Annotated in this window: 23 protein-coding genes; 10 read left to right on the forward strand and 13 right to left on the reverse strand. The window is 57.3% G+C overall.

What is annotated here, in order from left to right:
* Nucleotides 1-44 precede the first annotated feature (44 nt).
* Nucleotides 45-1313: a UbiD family decarboxylase gene (locus ACZ5AM_RS05150; RefSeq protein WP_464915784.1), complete on the forward strand. Its 1269-nt coding sequence runs from the start codon at nucleotides 45-47 to the stop codon at nucleotides 1311-1313.
* Here ACZ5AM_RS05150 and ACZ5AM_RS05155 read toward each other — a convergent pair.
* From ACZ5AM_RS05155 to ACZ5AM_RS05175, 5 genes are all read right to left on the reverse strand, one after another.
* The gene (locus tag ACZ5AM_RS05155; protein WP_464915984.1) at nucleotides 1310-2230 is read right to left on the reverse strand and encodes an ABC transporter ATP-binding protein; all 921 of its coding nucleotides are present in this window, start codon (nucleotides 2228-2230) and stop codon (nucleotides 1310-1312) included. The two genes, ACZ5AM_RS05150 and ACZ5AM_RS05155, sit on opposite strands and share 4 nt — an antisense overlap.
* Nucleotides 2231-2235: 5 nt before the next feature.
* Complete coding sequence (locus tag ACZ5AM_RS05160; RefSeq protein ID WP_464915785.1) at nucleotides 2236-3198, reverse strand: ABC transporter permease subunit; 963 nt, start codon at nucleotides 3196-3198, stop codon at nucleotides 2236-2238.
* Nucleotides 3199-3287: 89 nt separating this feature from the next.
* Nucleotides 3288-4109: an ABC-2 transporter permease gene (locus ACZ5AM_RS05165; RefSeq protein ID WP_464915786.1), complete on the reverse strand. Its 822-nt coding sequence runs from the start codon at nucleotides 4107-4109 to the stop codon at nucleotides 3288-3290.
* A 6-nt stretch (nucleotides 4110-4115) separates the two neighbouring features.
* Entirely contained in the window at nucleotides 4116-4910 is a 795-nt protein-coding gene (locus tag ACZ5AM_RS05170) for an N-glycosylase/DNA lyase (protein ID WP_464915787.1), read from the reverse strand.
* A 5-nt stretch (nucleotides 4911-4915) separates the two neighbouring features.
* The gene (locus ACZ5AM_RS05175) at nucleotides 4916-5887 is read right to left on the reverse strand and encodes a beta-ribofuranosylaminobenzene 5'-phosphate synthase family protein (protein ID WP_464915985.1); all 972 of its coding nucleotides are present in this window, start codon (nucleotides 5885-5887) and stop codon (nucleotides 4916-4918) included.
* A gap of 77 nt (nucleotides 5888-5964) precedes the next feature.
* Between ACZ5AM_RS05175 and folP the strand changes: the two genes are divergently transcribed.
* Complete coding sequence (gene folP / locus ACZ5AM_RS05180) at nucleotides 5965-6783, forward strand: dihydropteroate synthase (RefSeq protein WP_464915788.1); 819 nt, start codon at nucleotides 5965-5967, stop codon at nucleotides 6781-6783.
* Here folP and ACZ5AM_RS05185 read toward each other — a convergent pair.
* The 3 genes from ACZ5AM_RS05185 to sppA are packed head-to-tail and all read right to left on the reverse strand — an operon-like array spanning nucleotide 6764 to nucleotide 9225.
* Nucleotides 6764-7771 carry an AI-2E family transporter gene (locus ACZ5AM_RS05185; protein WP_464915789.1) on the reverse strand — a complete coding sequence of 336 codons (1008 nt, stop codon included), beginning with the start codon at nucleotides 7769-7771 and terminating at the stop codon, nucleotides 6764-6766. The two genes, folP and ACZ5AM_RS05185, sit on opposite strands and share 20 nt — an antisense overlap.
* Nucleotides 7761-8231, reverse strand: coding sequence for a PH1570 family protein (locus ACZ5AM_RS05190; RefSeq protein ID WP_464915790.1), 471 nt, complete (start codon nucleotides 8229-8231; stop codon nucleotides 7761-7763). Before ACZ5AM_RS05190 ends, ACZ5AM_RS05185 begins: the two co-directional genes overlap by 11 nt.
* 4 nt (nucleotides 8232-8235) lie before the next feature.
* On the reverse strand, nucleotides 8236-9225 hold the full coding sequence (gene sppA, locus ACZ5AM_RS05195; RefSeq protein WP_464915986.1) for a signal peptide peptidase SppA: 990 nt from the start codon (nucleotides 9223-9225) through the stop codon (nucleotides 8236-8238).
* A 97-nt stretch (nucleotides 9226-9322) separates the two neighbouring features.
* On the opposite strand from sppA, the gene ACZ5AM_RS05200 reads away from it, so the two are divergent.
* From ACZ5AM_RS05200 to ACZ5AM_RS05220, 5 genes are all read left to right on the forward strand, one after another.
* A complete protein-coding gene (locus tag ACZ5AM_RS05200; protein WP_464915791.1) occupies nucleotides 9323-9784 on the forward strand; it encodes a hypothetical protein in 462 nt (153 codons plus the stop codon).
* A gap of 102 nt (nucleotides 9785-9886) precedes the next feature.
* A complete protein-coding gene (locus ACZ5AM_RS05205; protein ID WP_464915792.1) occupies nucleotides 9887-10138 on the forward strand; it encodes a hypothetical protein in 252 nt (83 codons plus the stop codon).
* A gap of 60 nt (nucleotides 10139-10198) precedes the next feature.
* The gene (locus ACZ5AM_RS05210; RefSeq protein ID WP_464915793.1) at nucleotides 10199-10846 is read left to right on the forward strand and encodes a phosphoribosyltransferase; all 648 of its coding nucleotides are present in this window, start codon (nucleotides 10199-10201) and stop codon (nucleotides 10844-10846) included.
* 12 nt (nucleotides 10847-10858) lie between these two features.
* Nucleotides 10859-11164 (forward strand): hypothetical protein, encoded by a 306-nt coding sequence (locus ACZ5AM_RS05215; RefSeq protein ID WP_464915794.1) that lies wholly within the window; start codon nucleotides 10859-10861, stop codon nucleotides 11162-11164.
* A gap of 74 nt (nucleotides 11165-11238) precedes the next feature.
* Nucleotides 11239-12222, forward strand: coding sequence for a metal ABC transporter solute-binding protein, Zn/Mn family (locus ACZ5AM_RS05220; protein ID WP_464915987.1), 984 nt, complete (start codon nucleotides 11239-11241; stop codon nucleotides 12220-12222).
* Between the two features lie 12 nt (nucleotides 12223-12234).
* Here the strand turns inward: ACZ5AM_RS05220 and ACZ5AM_RS05225 are convergent, their stop codons facing one another.
* The 4 genes from ACZ5AM_RS05225 to ACZ5AM_RS05240 form a co-directional block, all read right to left on the reverse strand.
* A complete protein-coding gene (locus ACZ5AM_RS05225) occupies nucleotides 12235-13122 on the reverse strand; it encodes an ABC transporter permease (RefSeq protein WP_464915795.1) in 888 nt (295 codons plus the stop codon).
* Nucleotides 13122-14180, reverse strand: coding sequence for an ABC transporter permease (locus ACZ5AM_RS05230; RefSeq protein ID WP_464915796.1), 1059 nt, complete (start codon nucleotides 14178-14180; stop codon nucleotides 13122-13124). The genes ACZ5AM_RS05225 and ACZ5AM_RS05230 overlap by 1 nt, the downstream gene beginning before the upstream one ends.
* Nucleotides 14149-15675, reverse strand: coding sequence for an ABC transporter ATP-binding protein (locus tag ACZ5AM_RS05235; RefSeq protein WP_464915988.1), 1527 nt, complete (start codon nucleotides 15673-15675; stop codon nucleotides 14149-14151). Before ACZ5AM_RS05235 ends, ACZ5AM_RS05230 begins: the two co-directional genes overlap by 32 nt.
* A 68-nt stretch (nucleotides 15676-15743) precedes the next feature.
* Nucleotides 15744-17063 carry a BMP family lipoprotein gene (locus tag ACZ5AM_RS05240; protein ID WP_464915797.1) on the reverse strand — a complete coding sequence of 440 codons (1320 nt, stop codon included), beginning with the start codon at nucleotides 17061-17063 and terminating at the stop codon, nucleotides 15744-15746.
* A 151-nt stretch (nucleotides 17064-17214) separates the two neighbouring features.
* On the opposite strand from ACZ5AM_RS05240, the gene ACZ5AM_RS05245 reads away from it, so the two are divergent.
* Complete coding sequence (locus ACZ5AM_RS05245) at nucleotides 17215-17700, forward strand: hypothetical protein (protein WP_464915798.1); 486 nt, start codon at nucleotides 17215-17217, stop codon at nucleotides 17698-17700.
* 96 nt (nucleotides 17701-17796) lie between these two features.
* Complete coding sequence (ftsY, locus tag ACZ5AM_RS05250; RefSeq protein WP_464915799.1) at nucleotides 17797-18810, forward strand: signal recognition particle-docking protein FtsY; 1014 nt, start codon at nucleotides 17797-17799, stop codon at nucleotides 18808-18810.
* 33 nt (nucleotides 18811-18843) lie between these two features.
* On the opposite strand, the gene ACZ5AM_RS05255 is transcribed toward ftsY, so the two are convergent.
* Nucleotides 18844-19650, reverse strand: a complete 807-nt coding sequence (locus ACZ5AM_RS05255) for a sugar phosphate isomerase/epimerase family protein (protein ID WP_464915989.1) — start codon at nucleotides 19648-19650, stop codon at nucleotides 18844-18846.
* 93 nt (nucleotides 19651-19743) lie between these two features.
* On the opposite strand from ACZ5AM_RS05255, the gene ACZ5AM_RS05260 reads away from it, so the two are divergent.
* The gene (locus ACZ5AM_RS05260) at nucleotides 19744-20355 is read left to right on the forward strand and encodes a CGP-CTERM sorting domain-containing protein (RefSeq protein WP_464915800.1); all 612 of its coding nucleotides are present in this window, start codon (nucleotides 19744-19746) and stop codon (nucleotides 20353-20355) included.
* Nucleotides 20356-20418 lie beyond the last annotated feature (63 nt).

The raw sequence follows: 20418 nt of genomic DNA on the forward strand, positions 1-20418 counted from the left end.
AAAAGGGATTTATAGGCTTTTTGGATAGTTAGAGCGGTGATGAGATGCTCGAGGAGATCCTGAGGTCGTTTGAAGATGAACTCGTTGTGGTTTATGAGCCCGTTGACAAGGAGCTCGAGATAACCCGCTACCTCCTGAAGTACAGGGGCAGGCCGATCCTCTTTGAGGACGTCAACGGCTGGCGCGTTGCAGGGAACGTCTGGAGCACCCGCGAGAGGATAGCGGGCTACCTCGGCATCGGAAAGGAGGAGATACTCCACTTCATGGCCGACGCGATGGAGAACCCCTCGCCGTACAGAACGGTCGAGAGTGCCCCGTTCCTGAAGAACTCCACCTCCGACTTCTCCCTCCCGGAGCTGCCGGTTCCTAAGTACTACCCCAAGGACGGCGGCCAGTACTTCACCTCGGCGATGGTTATAGCCAAAGACGAAACGGGGTTCGTCAACGTTTCGTTCCACAGAATAATGGTACGCGACGAGAAAACAGCCGCGATAAGGCTCGTTCCGAGGCACCTCTACTCGATGTGGAAGGACAAGGCCGATCGCGGGGAAGAGCTTGACGTCAGGATCGTCATCGGCAACCCGGTCCACCTTCTTTTAGCTGGGGCGACGAGCACCGCCTACGGGATCAGCGAGCTCGAGATAGCCAGCAGGATGAGCGAGAGGGCCTTTGGGAAACCGCTAGAGGTGGTCTACCTTAAGGGCATCCCCGTTCCGGTGGAGACGGAGTTCGTCTTCGAGGCGAAGATAACGCCTGAGCTGGTGGATGAGGGGCCCTTCGTGGACATAACCGGCACCTACGACTACGTGAGGAAGCAGCCGCTGGTGGTCTTCGAGAGGATGTACCACGTCGACGAGCCGATTTTCCACGCGCTCCTGCCGGGCGGCTACGAGCACTTCATGCTGATGGGCCTGCCCAAGGAGCCGCAGATATACGCTAGTGTGAAACGCGTCGTTCCGAAGGTTCACGGCGTAAGGCTGACCGAGGGCGGAGCCATGTGGCTCCATGCGGTCGTTTCAATAACAAAACAGCACGATGGAGACGGCAAGAACGCGATTCTAGCCGCTTTTGCAGGCCACCCGAGCCTAAAGCACGTCGTTGTGGTTGATGAGGACATCGACATCTACGACGACCGTGATGTGGAGTGGGCGATAGCGACGCGCTTCCAGGCCGACAGAGACCTCGTCGTTGTCCCCAACGCGAGGGGAAGCTCCCTTGACCCCTCGGCGACGAAAAGCTTAACCGCCAAGTGGGGGATAGACGCAACAAAGCCGCTCGAAAGAAAGGAGGAGTTCGAGAGGGCAAAGCTTTAGTCCTCCACCATTTTTAGGAAGATCTCCTCCAAACTGGGCACCCTGACCATCAGCTGCAGGATCTTCGCCCCCTGCCCCCAGACGATCTCGTTTATCTCAGGCCTAACGTCCCCTGGGGCCTTTATCTTGTACTTCGTCGGGCTGACCCTCTCAACATGCCAGTCGACTGAGTCGAAGCTCACGGGCCTGTCCGTCTCAAGGAGGATCAGGTAGCCGGCCCTCCTTAGGAAGTCGTTCTTTATGTTCTCTATGCTGTCCTCAACGCGGAGCTTGCCCCTGACTATGACCCCGACGGTGTCACAGACCTCCTCAACGTGGGCCAGTATGTGGCTGGAGAAGAAAACGGTCTTCCCGGCCTTCCTCTGCTCCCGGATGATGTCCTTGAACTCCGCTATGCCCCTTGGATCAAGGCCCGTCATGGGCTCGTCCAAGATGAGGAGGTCGGGGTCGTTTATGAGTGCCTGAGCCAGGAGGAGCCTCTGCCTCATTCCCTTGGAGAACTTCCCTACCTTCTTGTCCCTGACCTCCCAGAGGTTGACGAGCTCCAGGAGCTCCCTGGCGCGCTTCGCCCTTTCAGCTTTGGAGAGCCCGAAGGACTCGCCGACTATGTCGAGGGTCTGCATCGGGGTCAGGAAGTCCCAGAGCGTGGCGTGCTCTGGCATGTAGCCTATCTTCGCCTTGGCCCTGACGAGGGCCCCTTCCATGTACTTCCCGTCCCTGAAGACCTCCTCTCCGAAGAGCTTTATCCTACCTTTCTGGGGGCGGATGAGGCCTAGGGTGCTGAGTATCGTCGTGCTCTTCCCAGCGCCGTTTGGGCCGAGGAAGCCGTAAACCTGCCCCTCCTTCACGGTGAGAGTGAGTCCGTCCAGGGCCGTTACGTCCCCGTACCTCTTCACAAGGTTCTCAACCTCGATCATCACCATCACCTCAGGTCCATACGGAGGAAGCGCAGAATGGCCGCACCGGTGTAGAAGACGGCCAGTCCCACTATTATCAGGAAGTTCTTCATGTTCTTGCCCACGGAGTGGGTTATTCCGGCGTAGGTTGAGTCGCAGTCACAGTCGTAGTAGGTGTTTCCATGCGATACGTAGCTACAGTCCTCGGTCTTGGTCTTGTTGACGACCTTCATCTCCCCAGTTTGGGGGTCGTACTTCCTGGCCACCAGGTAGCATTCCCTCTCCTCAACGTTGGTGAGGGTCAGCTTCAGCTGGGTCGTCGGTTCGAAGAAGAGGTACTTGGTCGCGTATTCCTTGTAAACGCTCTCGTAGTCCTTTCCGGGCTGCTCGGCGGCCGTAAAGGCCATGTACTGCACCACCGCGGGGACTATGAGGGTCATGACGAAGAAGAGAACCAGCGCTAGGCCGAGGGCGTTGGTGGATGACTTCACGACCGTTGAGATGAGGTAGCCCAGGAGCAGGAGCTGGCTGAGCCCGACGAGGAGCAGGAGGTTGAGGAGCACCACCTCCTTGACAACGGTGCCGTTAACCGGGGCACCGAGCCACAGGAACCCCACGATCGCCACGAGCGCCGAGATCAGGAGCGCGACTAGGATGACTGTTATCTGCGCCAGCATTTTGCCGCCTATGTAGCCTAGCCTAGAAACTGGTTTGCTCATCGCCACCCTCAGCGTTCCCTTCTCTATCTCCGAGTTTATCGCGGTGGCACCCATGAGCAGGGCCAGGATTGCTATGAAGAACGTCGCCATCCCGCCGAGGAACTGTACGAGTCCCCCCATGAACTCCCCCATGCTGATGTGGGCTAGGTCCTCCTCCTGCTTTAGGATGTAGAAGAAGGGGACGTAGAGGAGCATCATTATGACGATCGTGGCTATGAACTTCTTACTTCTGAAGCTCTGTTTGAACTCCAGCTTGAACCCCCACAGCAACGCCAACACCCCCTGTTTCACCTTGAACTATCACTGAAGGTATAAAAATCTTTGCCTTCAAAGTAGTGGTTTGAAAGGAACTCAGTGAGTTAAGGGGAGCGGAAACGTCCGGCCCTAGAAAAACGGATGGCGGCAAGAAAGAGGTAAGCCATCGAGAAAGCGACCAAGTTTAAAACGTTCAGCAGGCTTTTCTGCGTGCCCCTCTCAATGAGCGTCCCGCTCATCTGCAGCGTTGGCTCGAAGGGGAGCGAGAAGGTCATGTACCTCCACGTTTCCTCCCTGATTACCGCCGGATCCTTCACGAGCTCCCCCATCGGCGCGTACGCCAGCATGAACATGAACGCGGCCACCATGGGTATAGCTACCAGGAGCGCCGAGCCGGCGAACACCACAAGCGCTAGACGGTCGGACTTGTCCTCGATAAGGGTGAAGATTAGGTAGCCGAGGGCTAGGAACTGAACCGCAACCAGGGAAAAGAGCGCCCCAATCATTAGAACCGTCCTGAACAGGCCTCCATTGAGCGGGGCCCCGAGGTGTACGAGGATCAGGAACCCGAGGATGACCGAGACGAACGAAGCCGTCGAGATTATGACGGCGTGTCCCGTGAAATTGCCCAGCAGGTAGGCGAAGCGGGAGGGGACGTTCGCTGGTTTGTTCCCGAGGGCGTACGCTCCGATGAGGAGGGCGAGGAAGAGCGGCAGGAGACCGAGTACGTCCCGTGGTTCCGTGGGGACTACGGGGTTTACGGCCCCGTGGATTATCTTCACGACCTCCCCGGGATCCCAGAGCGGAAGCCCTTTCCCCATGGCAAAGACGGACGCGTTTGGAGCAAGAAACGCCACCATCGGGAGGATCTTTCTCCTCCTAATGCTCCTCTTAAACCCGAGGGCAAAGCTGGAAAGCAATGCCACCACCCCTCAGAGATCCCTCAGCTCCAATATCTTCTCGGCCCTTTCACCGCAGTGCTTCTTCAGCCTCTCGAGCACCTCCGCCTTCCCCCCAAGGACGGGCCACAGGATCGAGTCTATGTGGAGGGGAGAGATTCCGGTTTTCTCCGCTACCCTGTTCCAGAACAGGGAGGGCTTCTCGGAGGTGAACACCTTCGTGTAGGCTTTTATCCTGACGTCCTCCGGGATCTCTATTTCCATCGGGTACGGAACGAACTCACCGAACGTTATCCTCCCGGCGTAGCCGAACATCTTGACGGCGAAGACGATCGTCTTGGCGGTCTTGCTCGACCCGAGGGCCCCTGCGAGGTCGTTCCTCAGCTCCACCATGCCCCCGAAGTAGTATCTCTCCAGATCCCTCGGGGTCAGGGCTCTGAGAAAGGGTTCAAGCTTTTTGAGTCTGGCGATTTTGCCGCCGGCGAGCCTTCGGTTCGTCCTAGACGCCGGTAGGAACGCTTCGTAGGCCCTCCAGATTTCCCCGGATGGAGGGTTGGCTGAGAAGTACCTCGAGAACTCCCACCACCAGTCCTCGCCCTTTCCGCTCAGCTGGTAGCTGACCACCGCGTTTGCCGTGACGAGTTTGAGGAACGTCTCGTCGTCCCCCAGGCTCTCCTGGAGGCTCCTGAGTGCATCGAACTGTAGGTCAACGCGCTCCTCCACAGTTCTCGCGCATTCTATGCCCAGCTCGGAGAGTATCCCAATCAATCGGGAGACCTTCTCCGCGTTCTCCTTGGGTGTGAAGTTGATGAAGCGGTCGAGGGTCAAGTGAATCACCCCGAGGAGACCGACTTTATCAGTCTTTCGAGGAAGGCGTTCTCGTTAACGACCTCAGCCCCGCTGTTCCTTGGTATCCCCAATTCGACCTTTCCCCTCAGTCCGTGCTCCCTGAGGTAGTCCTCCGCCTCCCCGATGAGCCTTTCACCCTCATCCCTGAGGATTAGCCCGTAGACAGTTGGCCCCCAGCTGCTCTGGCCGTAGCCGTAGGTTTTCTCAGCCAGAAAGTCGATTATTGTCCTTACGTCCTCCCTGAACTCTCCTCCCTGCTGGCCCCCGAAGTGCCGTCCAACGAGCCTCTGGATCGCGGTGAGGTGCCTCCCGAACTCCACCACGTTCCTCTCGGCTAATGCTGGCAGGAGGCCGAGAATCAGGTGGTGGCTTATCTCTCTCGCGGCTTTCGGATCACCCCGGGTTGATTCCATCACCGGCCCCTCCTCCCTCTCGTCGAGGCCGGGCTTAAGGTCCGGGGTTATCAGGAGGAAGGCCCAGCTCTCCGGGAACTCGTGCCTGACCACGAGCGGTGGGATGCCGTCCCTAACGCCCCCGTCCACGACCAGGCCCCCAAGCTTGAAGGTGTATATCCCAGCCCCGCTGTTCTTCCCCCTACCCAGGACCCTCGCGAGCTCCTCAACGCTGGTGTTGAGGCCGTTCAGCTTTGCTATCGCGGTTCCAACTGCCAGGCTGAGCTGGGTAGTTGAGCCCAGCCCGACGTGCCTTGGAACGGCTTTCACGACCTCGATCGAGTAGCCCGTGCCCGTCTCGAAGGCGTGGTTCATTCTGATGACTGCCTCCCTTATGGTCTCAACGTCCTCACCGCTGGCCCTTATCTTGAGCTCATCGGCTGGGGAGATCTTTATCTCGTACCCTTCCTCCAGCGCAACACCTATAGCCCCAAAGCGCCTTCCCAGTTCCCCGGATGGGTCTATGAGTCCCAGGTGAAGCCTCTTCGGTGTCCGGATTATCACAGCGCTCACCCCCTGTAGGTGGGCATCTCCCTTTTTAACGGTTGGCGGTGTACCCTTCACCGCAGGGAGGTGGAAGAATGAAGTTCGCCGGAGTTGACTTAAACGAGCCAAGGATAATGGGCGTCATCAACGTCTCTCCAGAGAGCTTCTACAAGGGGAGCGTCAGGAACGACGAGGAGAGGCTCGTTGAGACGGCCGTTAAGATGGTGGAGGAAGGTGCCTCCTTCATCGACATCGGCGCCAAATCAACGGCCCCTTACCTCGAGACCCAGATCCCGGTCGAGGAGGAGGTTAGGAGGGCGGTCTGGGCGGTAAGGGCGATACGGGAACAGGTTGACGTTCCCATAAGCATCGACACCACTAGCGCAAAAGTTGCGGAGGAGGCTCTGAAAGCCGGAGCCGACATCATAAACGACGTCACCGGCCTCAAGGGAGACGTGGACATGGCAAAGGTGGCTTCAGAGTACGGTGCCCCCGTCGTCGTCTGCGCCCACGGCGAAGTGGGGGACTTCAGCGACCCGGTTCACACCGTCATCGACCTCCTCCAGGAGAGCCTCGTCATCGCCGGGGAGCACGGTATCGAAGAGCTCGCCGTTGACCCTGCCATCGGCTTCCTCCGGCCGGAGTGGCCGCCTTGGTACGAGTGGGACTCCAAGATCTTAGCGAACCTCAACGTCCTCAAGATCCTCGGGAGGCCGATCCTAGTAGGCGTCTCGCGGAAGTCCTTCATCGGCGCGATAACCGGGAGAAAGGATCCCGCTGAAAGACTGCCAGGGAGTCTCTCGGCTACAGCAATAGCGGTCTTCAACGGCGCTCACATCATCAGAACCCACGACGTTAGGGAGACCCTCGACGCCGTGAAGATGGCATCTTTCATCAGGCGTTTTCGGCCTTAGTCTTTTCTATCGCGTTCTTCCACTCCTCGATTACCGTAGCCAGGAGGCCAAGCGAGACGGGCCCCACTATTATGCCGACGAGGCCGAAGGCCCACAGTCCTCCAAAAATCCCGAGGAGCGATATAAGCGCGTTCAGCCCCCTCCTCCGCAGGGTCATCCTCGGGGCGAGGAAGAAGTCGGGGAGGGGCGAGATGAAGGTCACCGAGTAGATCGCGAAGAAAAGGGCCATCCCCCAGTGTGACGTGTGAACCAGGTACACGACCCCTGGGACCCACACCATCCAGCCTCCGAGAAACGGGAGGAGTTCCACGAACACTGTGAGGATTCCAAGGGCTATTGCCCCGCTCGGCTGGGCGATCCCGAAGGCCCAGAACCCGAGGGCGGTGAAGGTTCCCTTCATGACGCTGAGGGTGAGCCAGCTCTTCAGGAGGGTGTCGAGCGTGTACTTAGCGGCCTCTATGAGCCTCAGCCCGAACTCCCTCCTCTGGGGTGGCAGGAGGGAGTAAACTTCCCGTTTTATCTCCTCCGCGTTGACGAGGGTGCCGTAGTAGACGAAGAGCATGACGAAGATCTCGAGGGTGAGCTTTGGTATGGAGTACGTGTAGCTGGTCACGTAGGCTTCGATCCTCGAACTCACTCCTTCTGTTATCGCCGTCAGGACCTCGTTTATGCTCGCTGAGGACAGGGTAACCGACTGCAGCCACTTGAAGAACATCTCGAGGTACATGACGATCTGGTACTTGACGTCGTTTATCCATAGGACGAAGCCCAGGAGGAAGAGGAAGGAAAGAACCGCCATCAGGGAGGTGAGGGCGAAGGCTGACTCCCTCTTTCCTATCCTCCCCGAGAGGCGTTCGTGGAAGGGGTATGTTACGTAGGCCACGGTAAGGGCGAGCAGTATGGGCGACAGCACTGGCCTGATCACCAGCCAGACTAGGTAAATAACTACCGCCGAAACTACCGCCCAGGCTACAGTCTCACTCCTCATCCAGCATCCCCAGGTACTTTAACAGGATCTCCCTTGCGCTCGGCTTGTTGAAGACGAAGAGCACTTTCCTTCCCTCGTCCAGGATGAAGTCCCTTCCAAGCGCAAGGTAGCCCGTCTTTAGCTTGTGGACTTCGGCCCTCTCAATGTCGGGACTGACCGGTGCTTCAATCTCCCTGAGGGCCTTTTCGAGTCTGCTCCTGATGCTCTGGTTCATGAACTTTACCGGGCTCGGCCTGAACTCGTCCTCTTTTATCTCCTCCGCTTCGAGGCTTATCCCCCAGAACTCCTTGGCGCACTCGAAGGGGTAGACGTAAGTTTCTCCGTAGTCCGGCAGGTAGAGCTCCCTGATCACCGCGAGGAGAACCCTTCTGGCGTCCCTCCCGTAGAACTCCACGCGCAGGTTGAACCTGTCGTCCTGGAAGCCGTTCTCAAACACCTCCAGCTTCTCCTCGCAGAGCATGCCCTCACCCCCTCAGAGTGAGGTACCTCGGGTCGAGGTAGAGCGCCTCGTCCCCGAGAACCCCGAGGGAGTAGCTCTGGGTTGGCGACTCGTACATTTTCACCTCTGCGCTCTCGACACCCATAAGCTTTTCGAGCTCTTGAACCGCAGTCTGGAGGTTGCCGGTCCCATCGATGAGCGTGCCGTTGACCTCGGTGGCCAGCCACGTCTCGCCGGTGGCGTATCCCTTGGTTTCGTTCACCGTCATGTTCCTGCCCATGCTGACGGCGTCCAGGAAGCTCTGGAAGTAGACGTTTATCATCTTCCGGATCTTTTCCTTCTCGTAGTCCGTCAGGGCCCTCCACTCGGCGCCCATATCCTTGTGGGGCCCGGTCTTGAATACATCGACGTCTATACCGTTCATCCGGTAGTTCTTCTCCATGTTGTAGTGGACGTAGATTACTCCGATGCTCCCTATCTCAGCCAGGGGGTCTGCTATTATCCTGTCGGAGGCGACCGCTATGTAGTAGCCCCCGGAAGCGGCTATCTCGCCGGTGTAAGCCACAACCGGCTTCTTGGCCCTCACCGTCAAAACCTCGTGGTATATCGCCCTCACTGCTCCAGCATCGCCCCCCGGGCTCTCTATCCACAGCAGGACGCCGCCGATCGAGTCGTCGCGGGAGATCCTCTCGAGGGTCGAAATCGTTTCGAGCGCCGTGTTCTCGTCTATGAGCCCGAAGATCGGGACCACCGCCACCGTGACGTTGGTGGCGTTTGAGGATTTCCTCCCGGCCATCATCGCCCTTATCTGTGCCTCGAGCTCGGAGACCCTAGCTTGTAACGCCGTCTCAAGGATCTCGTTCCCAGCGGTTGCGTTGGCCCTGCAAGTTGCGTTGGTCGGGGCGTATTTCGTGATGCTCTGGTTCTGGAGGTAGAGGAGCGTGGTCGACATCACGAAGACGCCCAGAACGAGGACGAGGATGAAAGTGAGGTACTTCCAGACTTCGTTTCGCATCCCCAAGCCCACCCGAGTTAGTATGGCCAGCGTTCTTTTAAACCTGCCGACCGGGAGTTTTAAAACCCCTTCCGCGTAGGGTTAAAGGGGAAGGATCATGCAGGTGTGGTACCGGTCGCGGGCTCTTTACGATACCGTCATGAGGCTCCTTAACTCGGGCCGCTACGAGGAGGCCATCGAGATGGCCGACGGCATACCCGACGACAAGGTCAAGGCCAAGGCCCTCTCAAAGATAGCCGTCCAGCTGGCCAAGGATGGCAGGGACTACTCCGGGGCGGTTGAGAGGGTCGTTAACGTTACCTCCGACCTCCCCTCTGCGGACGCTACAAAAACCCTTATGGCCCTCGCCTTCGACTTCCTCTCGCTCGGCCTCCACGACGAGGCCCTCAGGATAGCCGAGTTCATCCACGACCTCCCCAACCGCTCGAAGATACAGGCCGAGGTGGCCCTGGATCTGGCCAGGAGAGGAAAGGTTTCAGAGGCGATGAGGATCATCAACGACATAATGGACGAGGACGTGAAGACGTGGGCGATGTCCAGGATGGCCACGACCGTTTGAGCAACTTCCACTCAAAAAGCCCCATTTTTAACGCCTCCATTGCCTAGGACGAGTTCAAAAACATTTTTCTAGCTTCTGATGGCCCCGTTAGGGGGTGAGAAGATGGGGCCGATAGAGATCGTTGGACTCCTTGGAATGCTGCTCCTCGTTGCTTCATGGGTTCCTCAGACTGTAGAGACGATAAAGAAAAGGCACTGTCCCCTCAACCTGGAGTTCATACTGGTCTACGTTGTTGCCTCGACGCTGCTGACGATATACGCCTACGCCCAGCGCGACTGGATATTCACGGCACTGAACAGCCTCGCGGCGTTCCAGAGCGGGGTAAACCTCTACGTGAAGCTCAGCCACGGCTGATTTCATTTTTATCGGAAAACTTAAATAGGGTTGCCTCCCCGGTTTCTTAAGGGAAATCCGATGAAGAAGTTTCCGGCTTACCTAGCTTCTTGGGACGAGATAGAGAAGTGGGCGAAGGAAGGTGCCTGGAAGGTTCTGGAAAGCGAATGGAGGCCCGATGTCGTTGTTGGGCTCGCAAGGGGAGGCTGGGTCGCCGCGCGCTTGTACTGCGACTACCTCGGTGTCAAAGACCTCGTCAGCCTCAAGGTCGAGCACTGGGGCGTTACAGCTACTCCCGACGGGAAGGCGAGGCTCAAGTACGGCAGCAACTACAGCCTCGAGGGCAAGAGGGTTCTCATAGTCGACGACATCAGCGACACCGGTGAGAGCCTCACCCTAGCGAAGAACTACGTTGAAAGCCAGAACCCGGCGGAGGTCAAGGCCGCAACGCTTCTCACCATCAAGGGCTCGCGCTTCAAGCCCGACTACTACGGCGAAGAAATAGACTGGGCATGGATAGTCTTCCCCTGGAACTTCGTCGAGGACATGATAAACCTCGTCAACAACCTCTTCGAGGAGAAGGACGCTCTAACCACCGATGAAATCGTCGGCCTGTTCAAGGAGCTCCACAACCTCGAGGTCCCGAAGGAGAAGCTCGAAGAGGCCCTCAGGATGGCCGAGAGGAGGAAGATTTTTAAGCTCTCCGACGGGAAGTGGCGCAAAGCCTGAGGGAGTGGTAGCTTGGACAGGGAGAAGAAGGTCGAGGAGATAAGGAACCACAGCGTCTACGCCAACGAGATATACGAGATGCACAGCGAGAGCATCAATGAAGTCATAGACAACTACGAGGATCTTAAAGAGGACTACCTCAACGACCACTCCCGCGCGAGGATCGTCAGGATCGTCTTCAACGAGGACAACGGTCTCCCACTGGCCATAGAGTTCAACAGGAAGGACGACAGCTTCAAGGGCTTTACCATAGCCATCGGCAAGCCCCACATAAAGAGCAACGGGAACGGGGGAAAGCAGGGGAAGACCTCCGATTGAATACCCCTGTTCTTGTCTTTTCTCCCATGAATATCCTTAAAAGCAGTCCCCCGTAGATTTTTAGGGTGACCGAAATGAAGGTGAGGACGTTACTGCTGATACTCCTGCTCACAGGGATGGTCGTGCCCTTTTCGGGGGCCTCGGAGGAGAAACCCCTCGTGGTGGCGAGCATAGGGCCTATAGCGTCGATAGTAAGCGAGGCCTTCGGGAGCTCGGTAGAGGTCGTCACGTTGATCCCGCTTGGGGCTGATCCCCACGAGTACCAGCTGACGGCGGAGCAGGTCTCCCTCCTCCAGAGGGCGAGCGTCATAGTGACAACCGGCGGCCACCTCCCGGTGGAGGGCAAAATAGCGGAGCTGAAGAAGGAGGGTATAATCACCGGCGAACTCCTCCTCATAGACGACTACAAGCGGGAGGGCTTCCACTACCTGCCCGAGAGGTGGTACAACGACAAGGACAACCCCCACGGCACCTGGCTCGATCCGGACAACGCCATGGCAATAGCCACGGCGACTGAAAGGGCTCTGGAGAAGGTCGATCCTGCCAACGCCCCTGCGTACAGAGCCGAGCTTAACAAATTCGAGGCCAGGATCGAGGCGATAAAATACGCCTACTCCGGTTTCTTCGATGGAAACAGGAGCGCTGTAATAAACATGCCCCCCGTTCAGTACGCCATAGAGTGGCTCGGCATAAGGGCTGTTGCCTCAATAAAGCCCGAGGAGGAGGTTCCTGCCCTGGGCATCGATGACGTCCTGCCAGAGGCAGAGGACTCAGATGTAATAGTTTACTCCCTCCAGAGCCCGGAGCAGCTGAAGAAAGCAACACTTGAGCTCTCAGAGAAGAGCGGAAAGCCCGTTGCAGGGGTAACGGTTTTCTGGGAGGGGAAGCCCTACACCGAGGTTCTGAAGGAGAACACGGTTAGCGTGTTAAAGGCCGCGGGGAAGGAAGTCGTTTACGCCAACAAGGGCTCGGGGGGCTTTGACCTGGCGTACTTGGTCTCGGCCCTGTTGGCGGGACTCTCCCTGGGAACGGCGTTGGGCTACATATTAAAAAGCTGAAAAAAGAGGGGATCACTCCCTCTTGTACGGTTTTCCGTCCCACTTCGGCGGCTTTGCCTTTCCTATTATCCCTGCCACGATTACGAGGGTCATGATGTACGGCAGCATGTATATGAACTGCTCCGGCACTAGGTGCTTTGGGGCCAGCCAAGTTGCCAAGGCGTCGAAGAAGCCGAAGAGCCAGCCACCGATGAGAGATACCAGCGGGTTCCAGTTGCTGAACACCATGTTCGCTAGGGCTATGAAGCCCCTTCCCCCAGACATCGTCTTGTGGACGAGGCCAAGCCAGTCGACGCTCATGTATGCCCCAGCAAGGCCCGCCAACGCGTGGCCGTAAACCGTTGACCAGAAGCGGTACTTCTCGACGTTTATTCCCAGAGCATCGGCTGCCTCGGGGTTCTCACCACAGGCCCTGACGCGAAGTCCGAGCGGGGTCTTGAAGAGGACCCACCAGGTGGCAATGGCTATGGCTATGGTCACAAGGATCATCGGGCTGAACTCGCCGTACTTGGTCTGCCAGTGCCAGAGGGTGAAGGGGAGCTGGTGCTGGCCGGCGGTTCCCCAGTAGGCTATGATGCCGAAGGGCACTAGCCCAGCGGCCAGGAGGTTTATGCCTATGCCCGGTATGACGTGGTCTCCCTTGAGGTAGACCGTCAGGAAACCGTGGAGCATTCCGAAGAGGGCCCCGACGAAAAGTCCTCCAAGAAGGCCTACGCTGGCGTGCCCACTGATCTCGGCGAATATTGCCCCGAAGAAAGCGCTCGCCAGGATAACCCCCTCGTAGCCTATGCTCACCACTCCGGCCCTCTCGCTCCAAGCGGCACCTACGCTCGTGAGCACTATCGGCACCATGGCCATGAGGGAAGTCTTCAGGAGGAAAATAATCGCCCCTACGTCCATCAGGCAGCCCTCCTAACGCTCTTCTTTATGAGGTCGTAAAGGCCCGGAACGGCGACGGTTATGATTATGATGCCCTGTATGACCTTGACGATCTCCAGCGGGACGCCTACCTGCTGCATTGATGAAGTCCCTGCCTTCAGCATTCCGAAGAATATCGCCGAGAGGATTATCCCGAGCGGGTGGTTTCTGCCGACCAAGGAAACGCCTATTCCGTCGAAACCGAAGCCGTATATGTTGGCCCCTCCCTGGCTTATCGCGTATCCCGGGAACTCGCTCATTATCTTCATGGCCCCTCCAAGGCCGCTGGCCATTCCGCCGATTACAAACGACCACACTATTGCCGCCTTCGGACTTATTCCCCCGTACCTGGCGGCTCTCTGGTTGTAGCCGCTGGCCCTCATCCCAAAGCCCAGCGTCGTGTGCCAGAGGATGAAGTAGACGAGAACTGCCGCCAAGACCGCGATAATGAAGCCCCACGAGAGGACCGTCTCCCCGATGGTCGGGAGCCTCGCCCCTTCCGGAACCTTGATGGTCTTTATGGGGTTCCTAGGATTGGCGTAGGGCCCTACTATGAGCCAGATGACCAGGTACCAGCCTATCCAGTTGAGCATTATCGTCGAGATGACCTCGTGGACGCCCCGGTAGACCTTGAGGAGTGCCGCTGGAAGGGCCCAGAGTGCCCCGAGGACCATGCCCATTAGGAGGCCGAACCAGAGGTTGCCCCAGATGTTCGTGAAGGCTATTGCCGCTATCGCCCCAAAGTAGAACGAGCTCTCGGCACCGATGTTGAAGATTCCAGTCCTGGCTCCAACGGCAAAGGTAAGCGCTGTGAGGAGTATAGGCGTCGAGTAGTGGAGCGTCGCCGCTATGTTGTCTGTTGACGCGAGTCCACCCTCAAAGAGGGCGATGTACGCTTTAACCGGATCGTAGCCAAAGGCCAGTAGAATCACGGCCCCTATGAGGAAGCCTATTGTTACGGCTATGATGCTCTCCACGAAGGCCTTGAAGTTTATCTTCTCGAGGATCTCACTTACCCCTGGCTTTTCCGAGCTCCTCATAGCGTATACCTCCCATCATCATGCCTATCTCTTCGATCGTGACCTCTTCGGGCTTTACAACGCCCATGAACTCCCCCTCGTACATTATCCCCATTCTGTCGCTGAGCTGGAGAACCTCGTCTAGATCAGCTGAAACCAATAGAACCGCCTTGCCCTCGTTTCTGAGCTTGACTAGGTAGTTCCTTATGTACTCGGTCGAGGCAACGTCGACACCCCTCGTGGGCTGGGAAGCGACTATTAGAACCGGCTCCTTGCTGACTTCTCTAGCAACGATGAGCTTCTGCTGGTTGCCGCCGCTCAGGCTCTTAACCGGTGCCTCCGTTCCGGGGGCGGAGATGTCAAACTTCTCTATGAGCTCCTTCGCGTGCCTTCTGGCCTTGCCCCAGTGGATAACCCCCTTGAAGCGCTGGAACTTTTCCCTCCACTGGAGGCCGAGGATGGAGTTCTCCGTGACCGTCATGTCCAGGATAAGCCCCATGTTCGTCCTGTCCTCCGGAATGTGGGCCATCCCCAGATCGTAGAGCTCCTTCGGGGACCTCCCAGTTATGTCGCGGCCGTTGAGCTTTACCTCGCCCTTCTCGGGCTTTCTCAACCCGGTTATGGCCTCTATAAGCTCGGTCTGTCCGTTTCCTTCAACCCCGGCTATGCCGAATATCTCGCCTTCCCTCACCTCGAAGGACAGTCCCTTAACGGACTCCTCCCCCCTGTCACCCTTGACCCAGAGGTTCTTGACCTGGAGGATCGGCTTTCCGGGCTCCTTCGGGGGCTTCTCTATCCTCAGGACGACGTCCCTCCCCACCATCATCTTGGCCAAAAGCTGCGGCGTCGCGTCCTTAGTCTCTACCGTTCCGATGACCTCGCCCTTCCTTATGACGGTGACCCTGTCGGTGATCTCCATAACCTCGTTGAGCTTGTGGCTGATGAATATTATCGTCTTGCCCTCTCTCTTGAGCTTCCTTAAGACTTGAAAGAGCTCCTCGACCTCTATTGGCGTTAGAACCGCGGTGGGCTCGTCGAGAATCAGGACGTCGACCTTGCGGTATAGCATCTTGAGGATCTCCACCCTCTGCTGCACTCCAACGGGGAGGTTCTCGACGGGAACATCTAGGGGGACCTGGAAGTTCAGGTCGTCCATCAGCTTTTGCAGCCTCTTCCTTGCCTCTTCAACGTCTATCTTCGAGAAGAGGCCGTGGCCCTCCATGCCGAGGATTATATTGTGGAGGGCGTCAAAAACCTCAACGAGGGTGAAATGCTGGTGAACCATTCCGATACCCATAGAAATCGCATCCGAGGGGCTCTTGAAGTGAACCTCCTGCCCCTTGACGAAGATTTTACCAGAAGTGGGTTTCAGCATGCCGAAGAGGATCTTCATGAGGGTCGTTTTTCCCGCGCCGTTCTCGCCGAGCAGTCCGAGGATCTCCCCGGGGTAAACCGTTAGATCAACACCGCGGAGGGCCTTTGTACCGTCCGGGTAGACCTTGACTATCCCCTTCATCTCGATGATCGGCTGCCTCTCGCTCACAGAAACACCCCCTTTCAAAACGAAGAGGAATAAAAGAAAGGTCAGCTGGCCAGCTGCTCCATCTCCTGCCAGGTCTGGGCCTGCCTTATCTTCTCTATGCCCGACTTGTCCATCGGGGCTGGGACCTTTATCTCACCGCTGATTATCTTCTGCTTGAGCTCGTCAACGGCCTGCCATATCCAGTCCGGAACCTGGGCCCTTACCTGCTCGAGGTACTGCTTGAGCTCGTCCTTGCTGTTGAAGCCGAGCTCCTGAAGCTTCTTCTTCTGGGTGTCCTCGGGTAGGGAGTCGAACATGGCCATGACGTCGTCGACGGTGCTCAGACCGACACCGTTCTCCTTGAGGCCGAGCTCAACGACTCCTCCCTTGAAGGTTCCGTCCATGACAGACTTGACGGCGTTGTAAACGCCGACGTCAACGCGCTTCATCATGCTCGCGATGATGACACCGGGTTTGATCCAGTCCTGGGCCGAGTCAACACCGATTGCAAACGGCGGGCCCATCTCCTTCTTCTGGGCGTCGAGGTACTCCTTGACCGCGTCGAAGACACCGAGACCGGTTCCACCGGCGACCTGGTAGATCACCCACGCCCCGTCCTGGAGCTGGGTCTCTGCGGCGGCCTTACCCTTCGCAGCTTCGTTGAAGGAGCCGGTGTACTGGTAGATGACGTCTATCTTTGCATCCTTCCCGGTCTTCTGCTTGTAGTAGTCCTCGGCCCACTTCACACCGAAGCGGTAGCCGGCCTCAAACTTGTAGAGAACCGGGATCTCCATACCGAGGACGATGCCGACCTTGTTCTTGCCGTCGTTGGCCGCTATGAGGCCTGCCAGGGCACCGGCCAAAGCGGAACCCTCGTTCTCCTTGAAGAGGATCATCATGACGTTGTCGGGCATGTCCGGGTCAAAACCGTCCACTATGGCGAACTTCTGGTCGGGGTACTTCTGGGCGACGGCCTTGGTGGCGTCGGTCATCATGAAGCCCACGGCGATGATGAGCTTGTACTTCTTCGACTTGGCGAGGGTCTCGAGGTTCTTGTAGTAGTCGTCCTCGCTGTTGCTCTGGAGCTCGACGAGCTTGAGGTTGAAGTCCTTGGCGGCCTTGCTGGCTCCAAGGTAGGCCATATCGTTGAAGCTCAGGTCACCCCTACCACCGACGTCGTAGACGATGGCTATCGCACCCTGGGTCTGGGGCTGGGAAGTGGTCGTGGTCGAAGAAGCCGATGGGCTAGAACCCACGCTGGAACTCGGCTGGGAGCTGCTGGTCGTGGTGTTTCCACCACCGCCACCGATACAGCCGCTGGCCACAACGCTAAAGGCAACGAGGCCAACGACCAAAAGGGCAAACAGGTTCTTCCATTTCATGCGCTAACACCTCAAAGTTGGTTGTCGGTGATGGTGATATTGCCCAGGATATATAGTTTGCGGTTTGCTAAGCCGTAAAAGAAACCCTATCGGTTGGATTCGAGCTTCGGCCGAAAAACTTTTGAATGATCTGAGTTAACGATTTTAAACTGTGGTTGTGAAGGGGGCTCTCAGGATGCCGTTGAAATTGACCGACCTCGTCTACCTCAAATCCGGCAGGATAATGATGACGGGAAACCCCAAGAGGCTCGCGAGGATATTCCTGGACGAATGGGTTAGAGAGGGGTGGAGGATCCTCACGGAGAGTTTGCCTTTTCAGGTCAACGGGGAGGTCTTCATCGGCGACCCCCTAAAGAACCCGGGCTTTGACGTTTACCTTATCGTGAACCCGCTTTCAAGGCCCAAGGAATCGCGGGAAAAGCTCTACGGCTGGCTTGAGTCCAGCAGGGACAAGCTCGTCCTGCTGTACGAGGGGAAGTACGTGGGGGACTCCATAGGCAGGTACAGGATAAGGTTCTTCATAGACTATCTCGTCGCCTACAGGAGGGAGACCGTCGATACGGAGGTCGTGAACCTCTATCAACTTAGGGACGGCGAGATCGTTGAATCCGTGAAGTTGATTAGGAGAGGCCGATGATGTGTGGCTTCGGGGCTGATTCGTGATGACACCAGCTATCGCTGAGGCCGATACCCATATATAGGAATAAGCCTCCCCGGTCACGGTGGTGAGGGCATGTTTGGAAAGCTCAGGGACAAGCTCAAGGGCTTCGTGAAAAGGGTCGAGGAGAACGTGGAGAAGGAGGAGAAAAAGGTATCAGAGAAGGCTCCGGAGGCTGAAGTAAAGCCGCAGGTCATTGAGAAGGAGAAGCCGGGCCTCCTCGGCAGGCTGATGCAGGTGGAGATAAAGGAGAAGGACGTTGAGAGGGCCCTTGAGGATCTTGAGATAGACCTACTCGAGGCTGACGTTGCCCTTGAGGTGGTCGACGAGCTGAGGGAGAGCATAAAGAGGAAGCTGGTAGGCAGGAAGGTCAGGATAGGGACGGACAAGGGGAAGATCATCGAGGAGGCCGTCAAGGAGGCCGTCCTTGAGGTCCTCACGCCCCCGAGGAAGATCGATCTCCTTGAGATGATAAGGTCGAAAAAGGAGAAGCCATTCGTTATAGCCTTCGTGGGCTTCAACGGCTCGGGCAAGACAACCACCATAGCGAAGCTTGCTCACTGGCTCAAGAAGAACGGCCTGAGTGCAGTCATAGCGGCCAGCGACACCTTCAGGGCCGGGGCGATAGAGCAGGTCGAGGAGCACGCCAAACGGGTTGGTGTGAGGGTGATAAAGCACTCCTACGGTGCGGATCCGGCCGCGGTGGCCTACGACGCCATCCAGCACGCAAAGGCCAGGGGGATCGATGTGGTTCTCATCGACACTGCCGGAAGGAACGAGCTCAACAGGAACCTCATGGACGAGATGAAGAAGATAGTCCGCGTCACGAAGCCCGACCTGGTCGTCTTCGTTGGCGATTCTCTGGCTGGGAACTCGATCATAGAGCAGGCGAGGCAGTTCAACGAGGCCGTCAGGATAGACGGGGTAATCCTGACGAAGCTCGACGCCGACTCTAGGGGCGGCGCTGCCTTGAGCATAAGCCACGCTATTGGAGCTCCTATACTCTTCGTCGGCGTCGGTCAGGGCTACGACGACCTGAAGCCCTTCGACGAGAAGTGGTTCGTTGACCTGATCTTTGGGGAGGCTTAATCCCCTTTCCTTTTCATAAAAATAGAAGTGAACTCAGAGGCTCGTGAGGAGCTCTATCAGACCCTTCTTCGTAGGTATCTTTGAGAACTTGTCCGGATCCTTGACCTTCAGGAGTATGGGCACGTCGCCGAAGAGCTTGAGGATCTTCCCGAAGGGTATCTTGCCCTCCCCAGGCAGGAGGTGCAGATCACCGACGCCGTAGGCTAGAGCGTCCTCGGGTTCGACCTGCGGGAAGAGCTTCCCGAAGTTGTCGTGGATCATCAGGATGATCGTCTTGTCGGTTCCGAGCTTCACGTCCTCCAGCAGTTTGTTGTCGTCTCCTTGGGCGCTCAGGAAGGCGTGGGCCACGTCGAGGGCGAAGCCTACGTTGTCCCTGCCAACGTTGTCGACGACGTAGAGGGTGTCCTTGACGCTGTAGGTGTTCTCCAGGGCTATCTTTATGCCGAAGGGCCTCACCATATCGGCGAGCTGCTGGAGTGCCTCTATCTCAAGGTCGAGCCTCCCCGTCTTGCCACTCTGCATGACTATTACCTTCGCCCCGAGCTTTATTGCCACATCCGCTATGGCCCTTGCGACGCGGAAGTGCCTGGTGTGGTAGATGTGATCCCTGAGGTTCATTGAGGTGGGCATCCTGATTATGTAGTCTATGCCGACCCCCCTGAGGGTGTTCTCGACGTTGCGGAGCTTCTTCTCAACGACCTGGCCGTTGACGATGAGGCCCAGCGTGTGCGGGAACACCGAGACGAAGTCGTAGTCCTTTATCTTGACGTCCGCCAGTATCGAGGCGAGGGTCTTGTCCTTGGTTATGAACTGAGGGTACACCGTGACCCCTATCTCCATTGACTTCACCTTGATTAATGCACGCCCGCTGAGTATAAAAATCTGGTGGAGGAAACGTTATAACCTCCCGGGGCTACCTGTAGTGGTGATAGAATGAAAGATTGGAAAGTCCTGCTGGCTTTGTTCGTTGCCCTCTCCTTCCTTCTCCTTCCCGCTGTGTCCGCCTTGAACTGGAAGTTCGACGAGTCAAAGGTTCACTTCTACATGTACGGCATGTCCACGTGCCCGCACTGCAGGCGTATGAAGCAGTTGATCCCCGAGGCCTACGGGATGGACAGGTTCACCTACTACGAGCTCAACGGTAACCAGCACAACGGTAGGGTTTTCGGCAACATCTCCCGCCTGACCGGCATAACCGGCGTTCCTGCTATAGGCATAGTCTACGATGGCCAGCTGGTGGCCGTTATAGAGGGCGAGTACAACGTCTCGGCTACGCCGGAGATAGTGAGGGCGGCCGTTGAGAACAACGGGACACTCCTGTTCGTCGGCGGAAGGACCTACCTCCTGCCCCACAACAGCACCGAGAGCTTGAACGTGGTCAAAAAACTGTACTACCTCTTCGTTGAGGCTGGAGAGCCAGCACAGCTTACAACGTCTTCCTCAAGCGAAAGTACATCGTCGACCAAGGGCAAGAGCGGTATCTGTGGCCCGGCGGCAATAGTTGGGCTGGCGGTGATTCCGCTCCTCCTACGGAGGAGAAGGTGAAACCTATCGTCCTTTCCCTTCTTCCCCAGCAAACTTTATTTGCCGAACCTCCCATTTTTTCCG

The organism is Thermococcus fumicolans, from assembly GCF_055386755.1.

Coding starts and splice junctions, on each gene's coding strand:
- ACZ5AM_RS05150 (WP_464915784.1), top strand. CDS start 45: ATGCTCGAGGAGATCCTGAGGTCGTTTGAAGATGAACTCGTTGTGGTT.
- ACZ5AM_RS05155 (WP_464915984.1), bottom strand. CDS start 2,230: ATGATCGAGGTTGAGAACCTTGTGAAGAGGTACGGGGACGTAACGGCC.
- folP (WP_464915788.1), top strand. CDS start 5,965: ATGAAGTTCGCCGGAGTTGACTTAAACGAGCCAAGGATAATGGGCGTC.
- ACZ5AM_RS05185 (WP_464915789.1), bottom strand. CDS start 7,771: ATGAGGAGTGAGACTGTAGCCTGGGCGGTAGTTTCGGCGGTAGTTATT.
- ACZ5AM_RS05190 (WP_464915790.1), bottom strand. CDS start 8,231: ATGCTCTGCGAGGAGAAGCTGGAGGTGTTTGAGAACGGCTTCCAGGAC.
- sppA (WP_464915986.1), bottom strand. CDS start 9,225: ATGCGAAACGAAGTCTGGAAGTACCTCACTTTCATCCTCGTCCTCGTT.
- ACZ5AM_RS05200 (WP_464915791.1), top strand. CDS start 9,323: ATGCAGGTGTGGTACCGGTCGCGGGCTCTTTACGATACCGTCATGAGG.
- ACZ5AM_RS05205 (WP_464915792.1), top strand. CDS start 9,887: ATGGGGCCGATAGAGATCGTTGGACTCCTTGGAATGCTGCTCCTCGTT.
- ACZ5AM_RS05210 (WP_464915793.1), top strand. CDS start 10,199: ATGAAGAAGTTTCCGGCTTACCTAGCTTCTTGGGACGAGATAGAGAAG.
- ACZ5AM_RS05220 (WP_464915987.1), top strand. CDS start 11,239: ATGAAGGTGAGGACGTTACTGCTGATACTCCTGCTCACAGGGATGGTC.
- ACZ5AM_RS05225 (WP_464915795.1), bottom strand. CDS start 13,122: ATGGACGTAGGGGCGATTATTTTCCTCCTGAAGACTTCCCTCATGGCC.
- ACZ5AM_RS05230 (WP_464915796.1), bottom strand. CDS start 14,180: ATGAGGAGCTCGGAAAAGCCAGGGGTAAGTGAGATCCTCGAGAAGATA.
- ACZ5AM_RS05235 (WP_464915988.1), bottom strand. CDS start 15,675: ATGAAGGGGATAGTCAAGGTCTACCCGGACGGTACAAAGGCCCTCCGC.
- ACZ5AM_RS05240 (WP_464915797.1), bottom strand. CDS start 17,063: ATGAAATGGAAGAACCTGTTTGCCCTTTTGGTCGTTGGCCTCGTTGCC.
- ftsY (WP_464915799.1), top strand. CDS start 17,797: ATGTTTGGAAAGCTCAGGGACAAGCTCAAGGGCTTCGTGAAAAGGGTC.
- ACZ5AM_RS05255 (WP_464915989.1), bottom strand. CDS start 19,650: ATGGAGATAGGGGTCACGGTGTACCCTCAGTTCATAACCAAGGACAAG.
- ACZ5AM_RS05260 (WP_464915800.1), top strand. CDS start 19,744: ATGAAAGATTGGAAAGTCCTGCTGGCTTTGTTCGTTGCCCTCTCCTTC.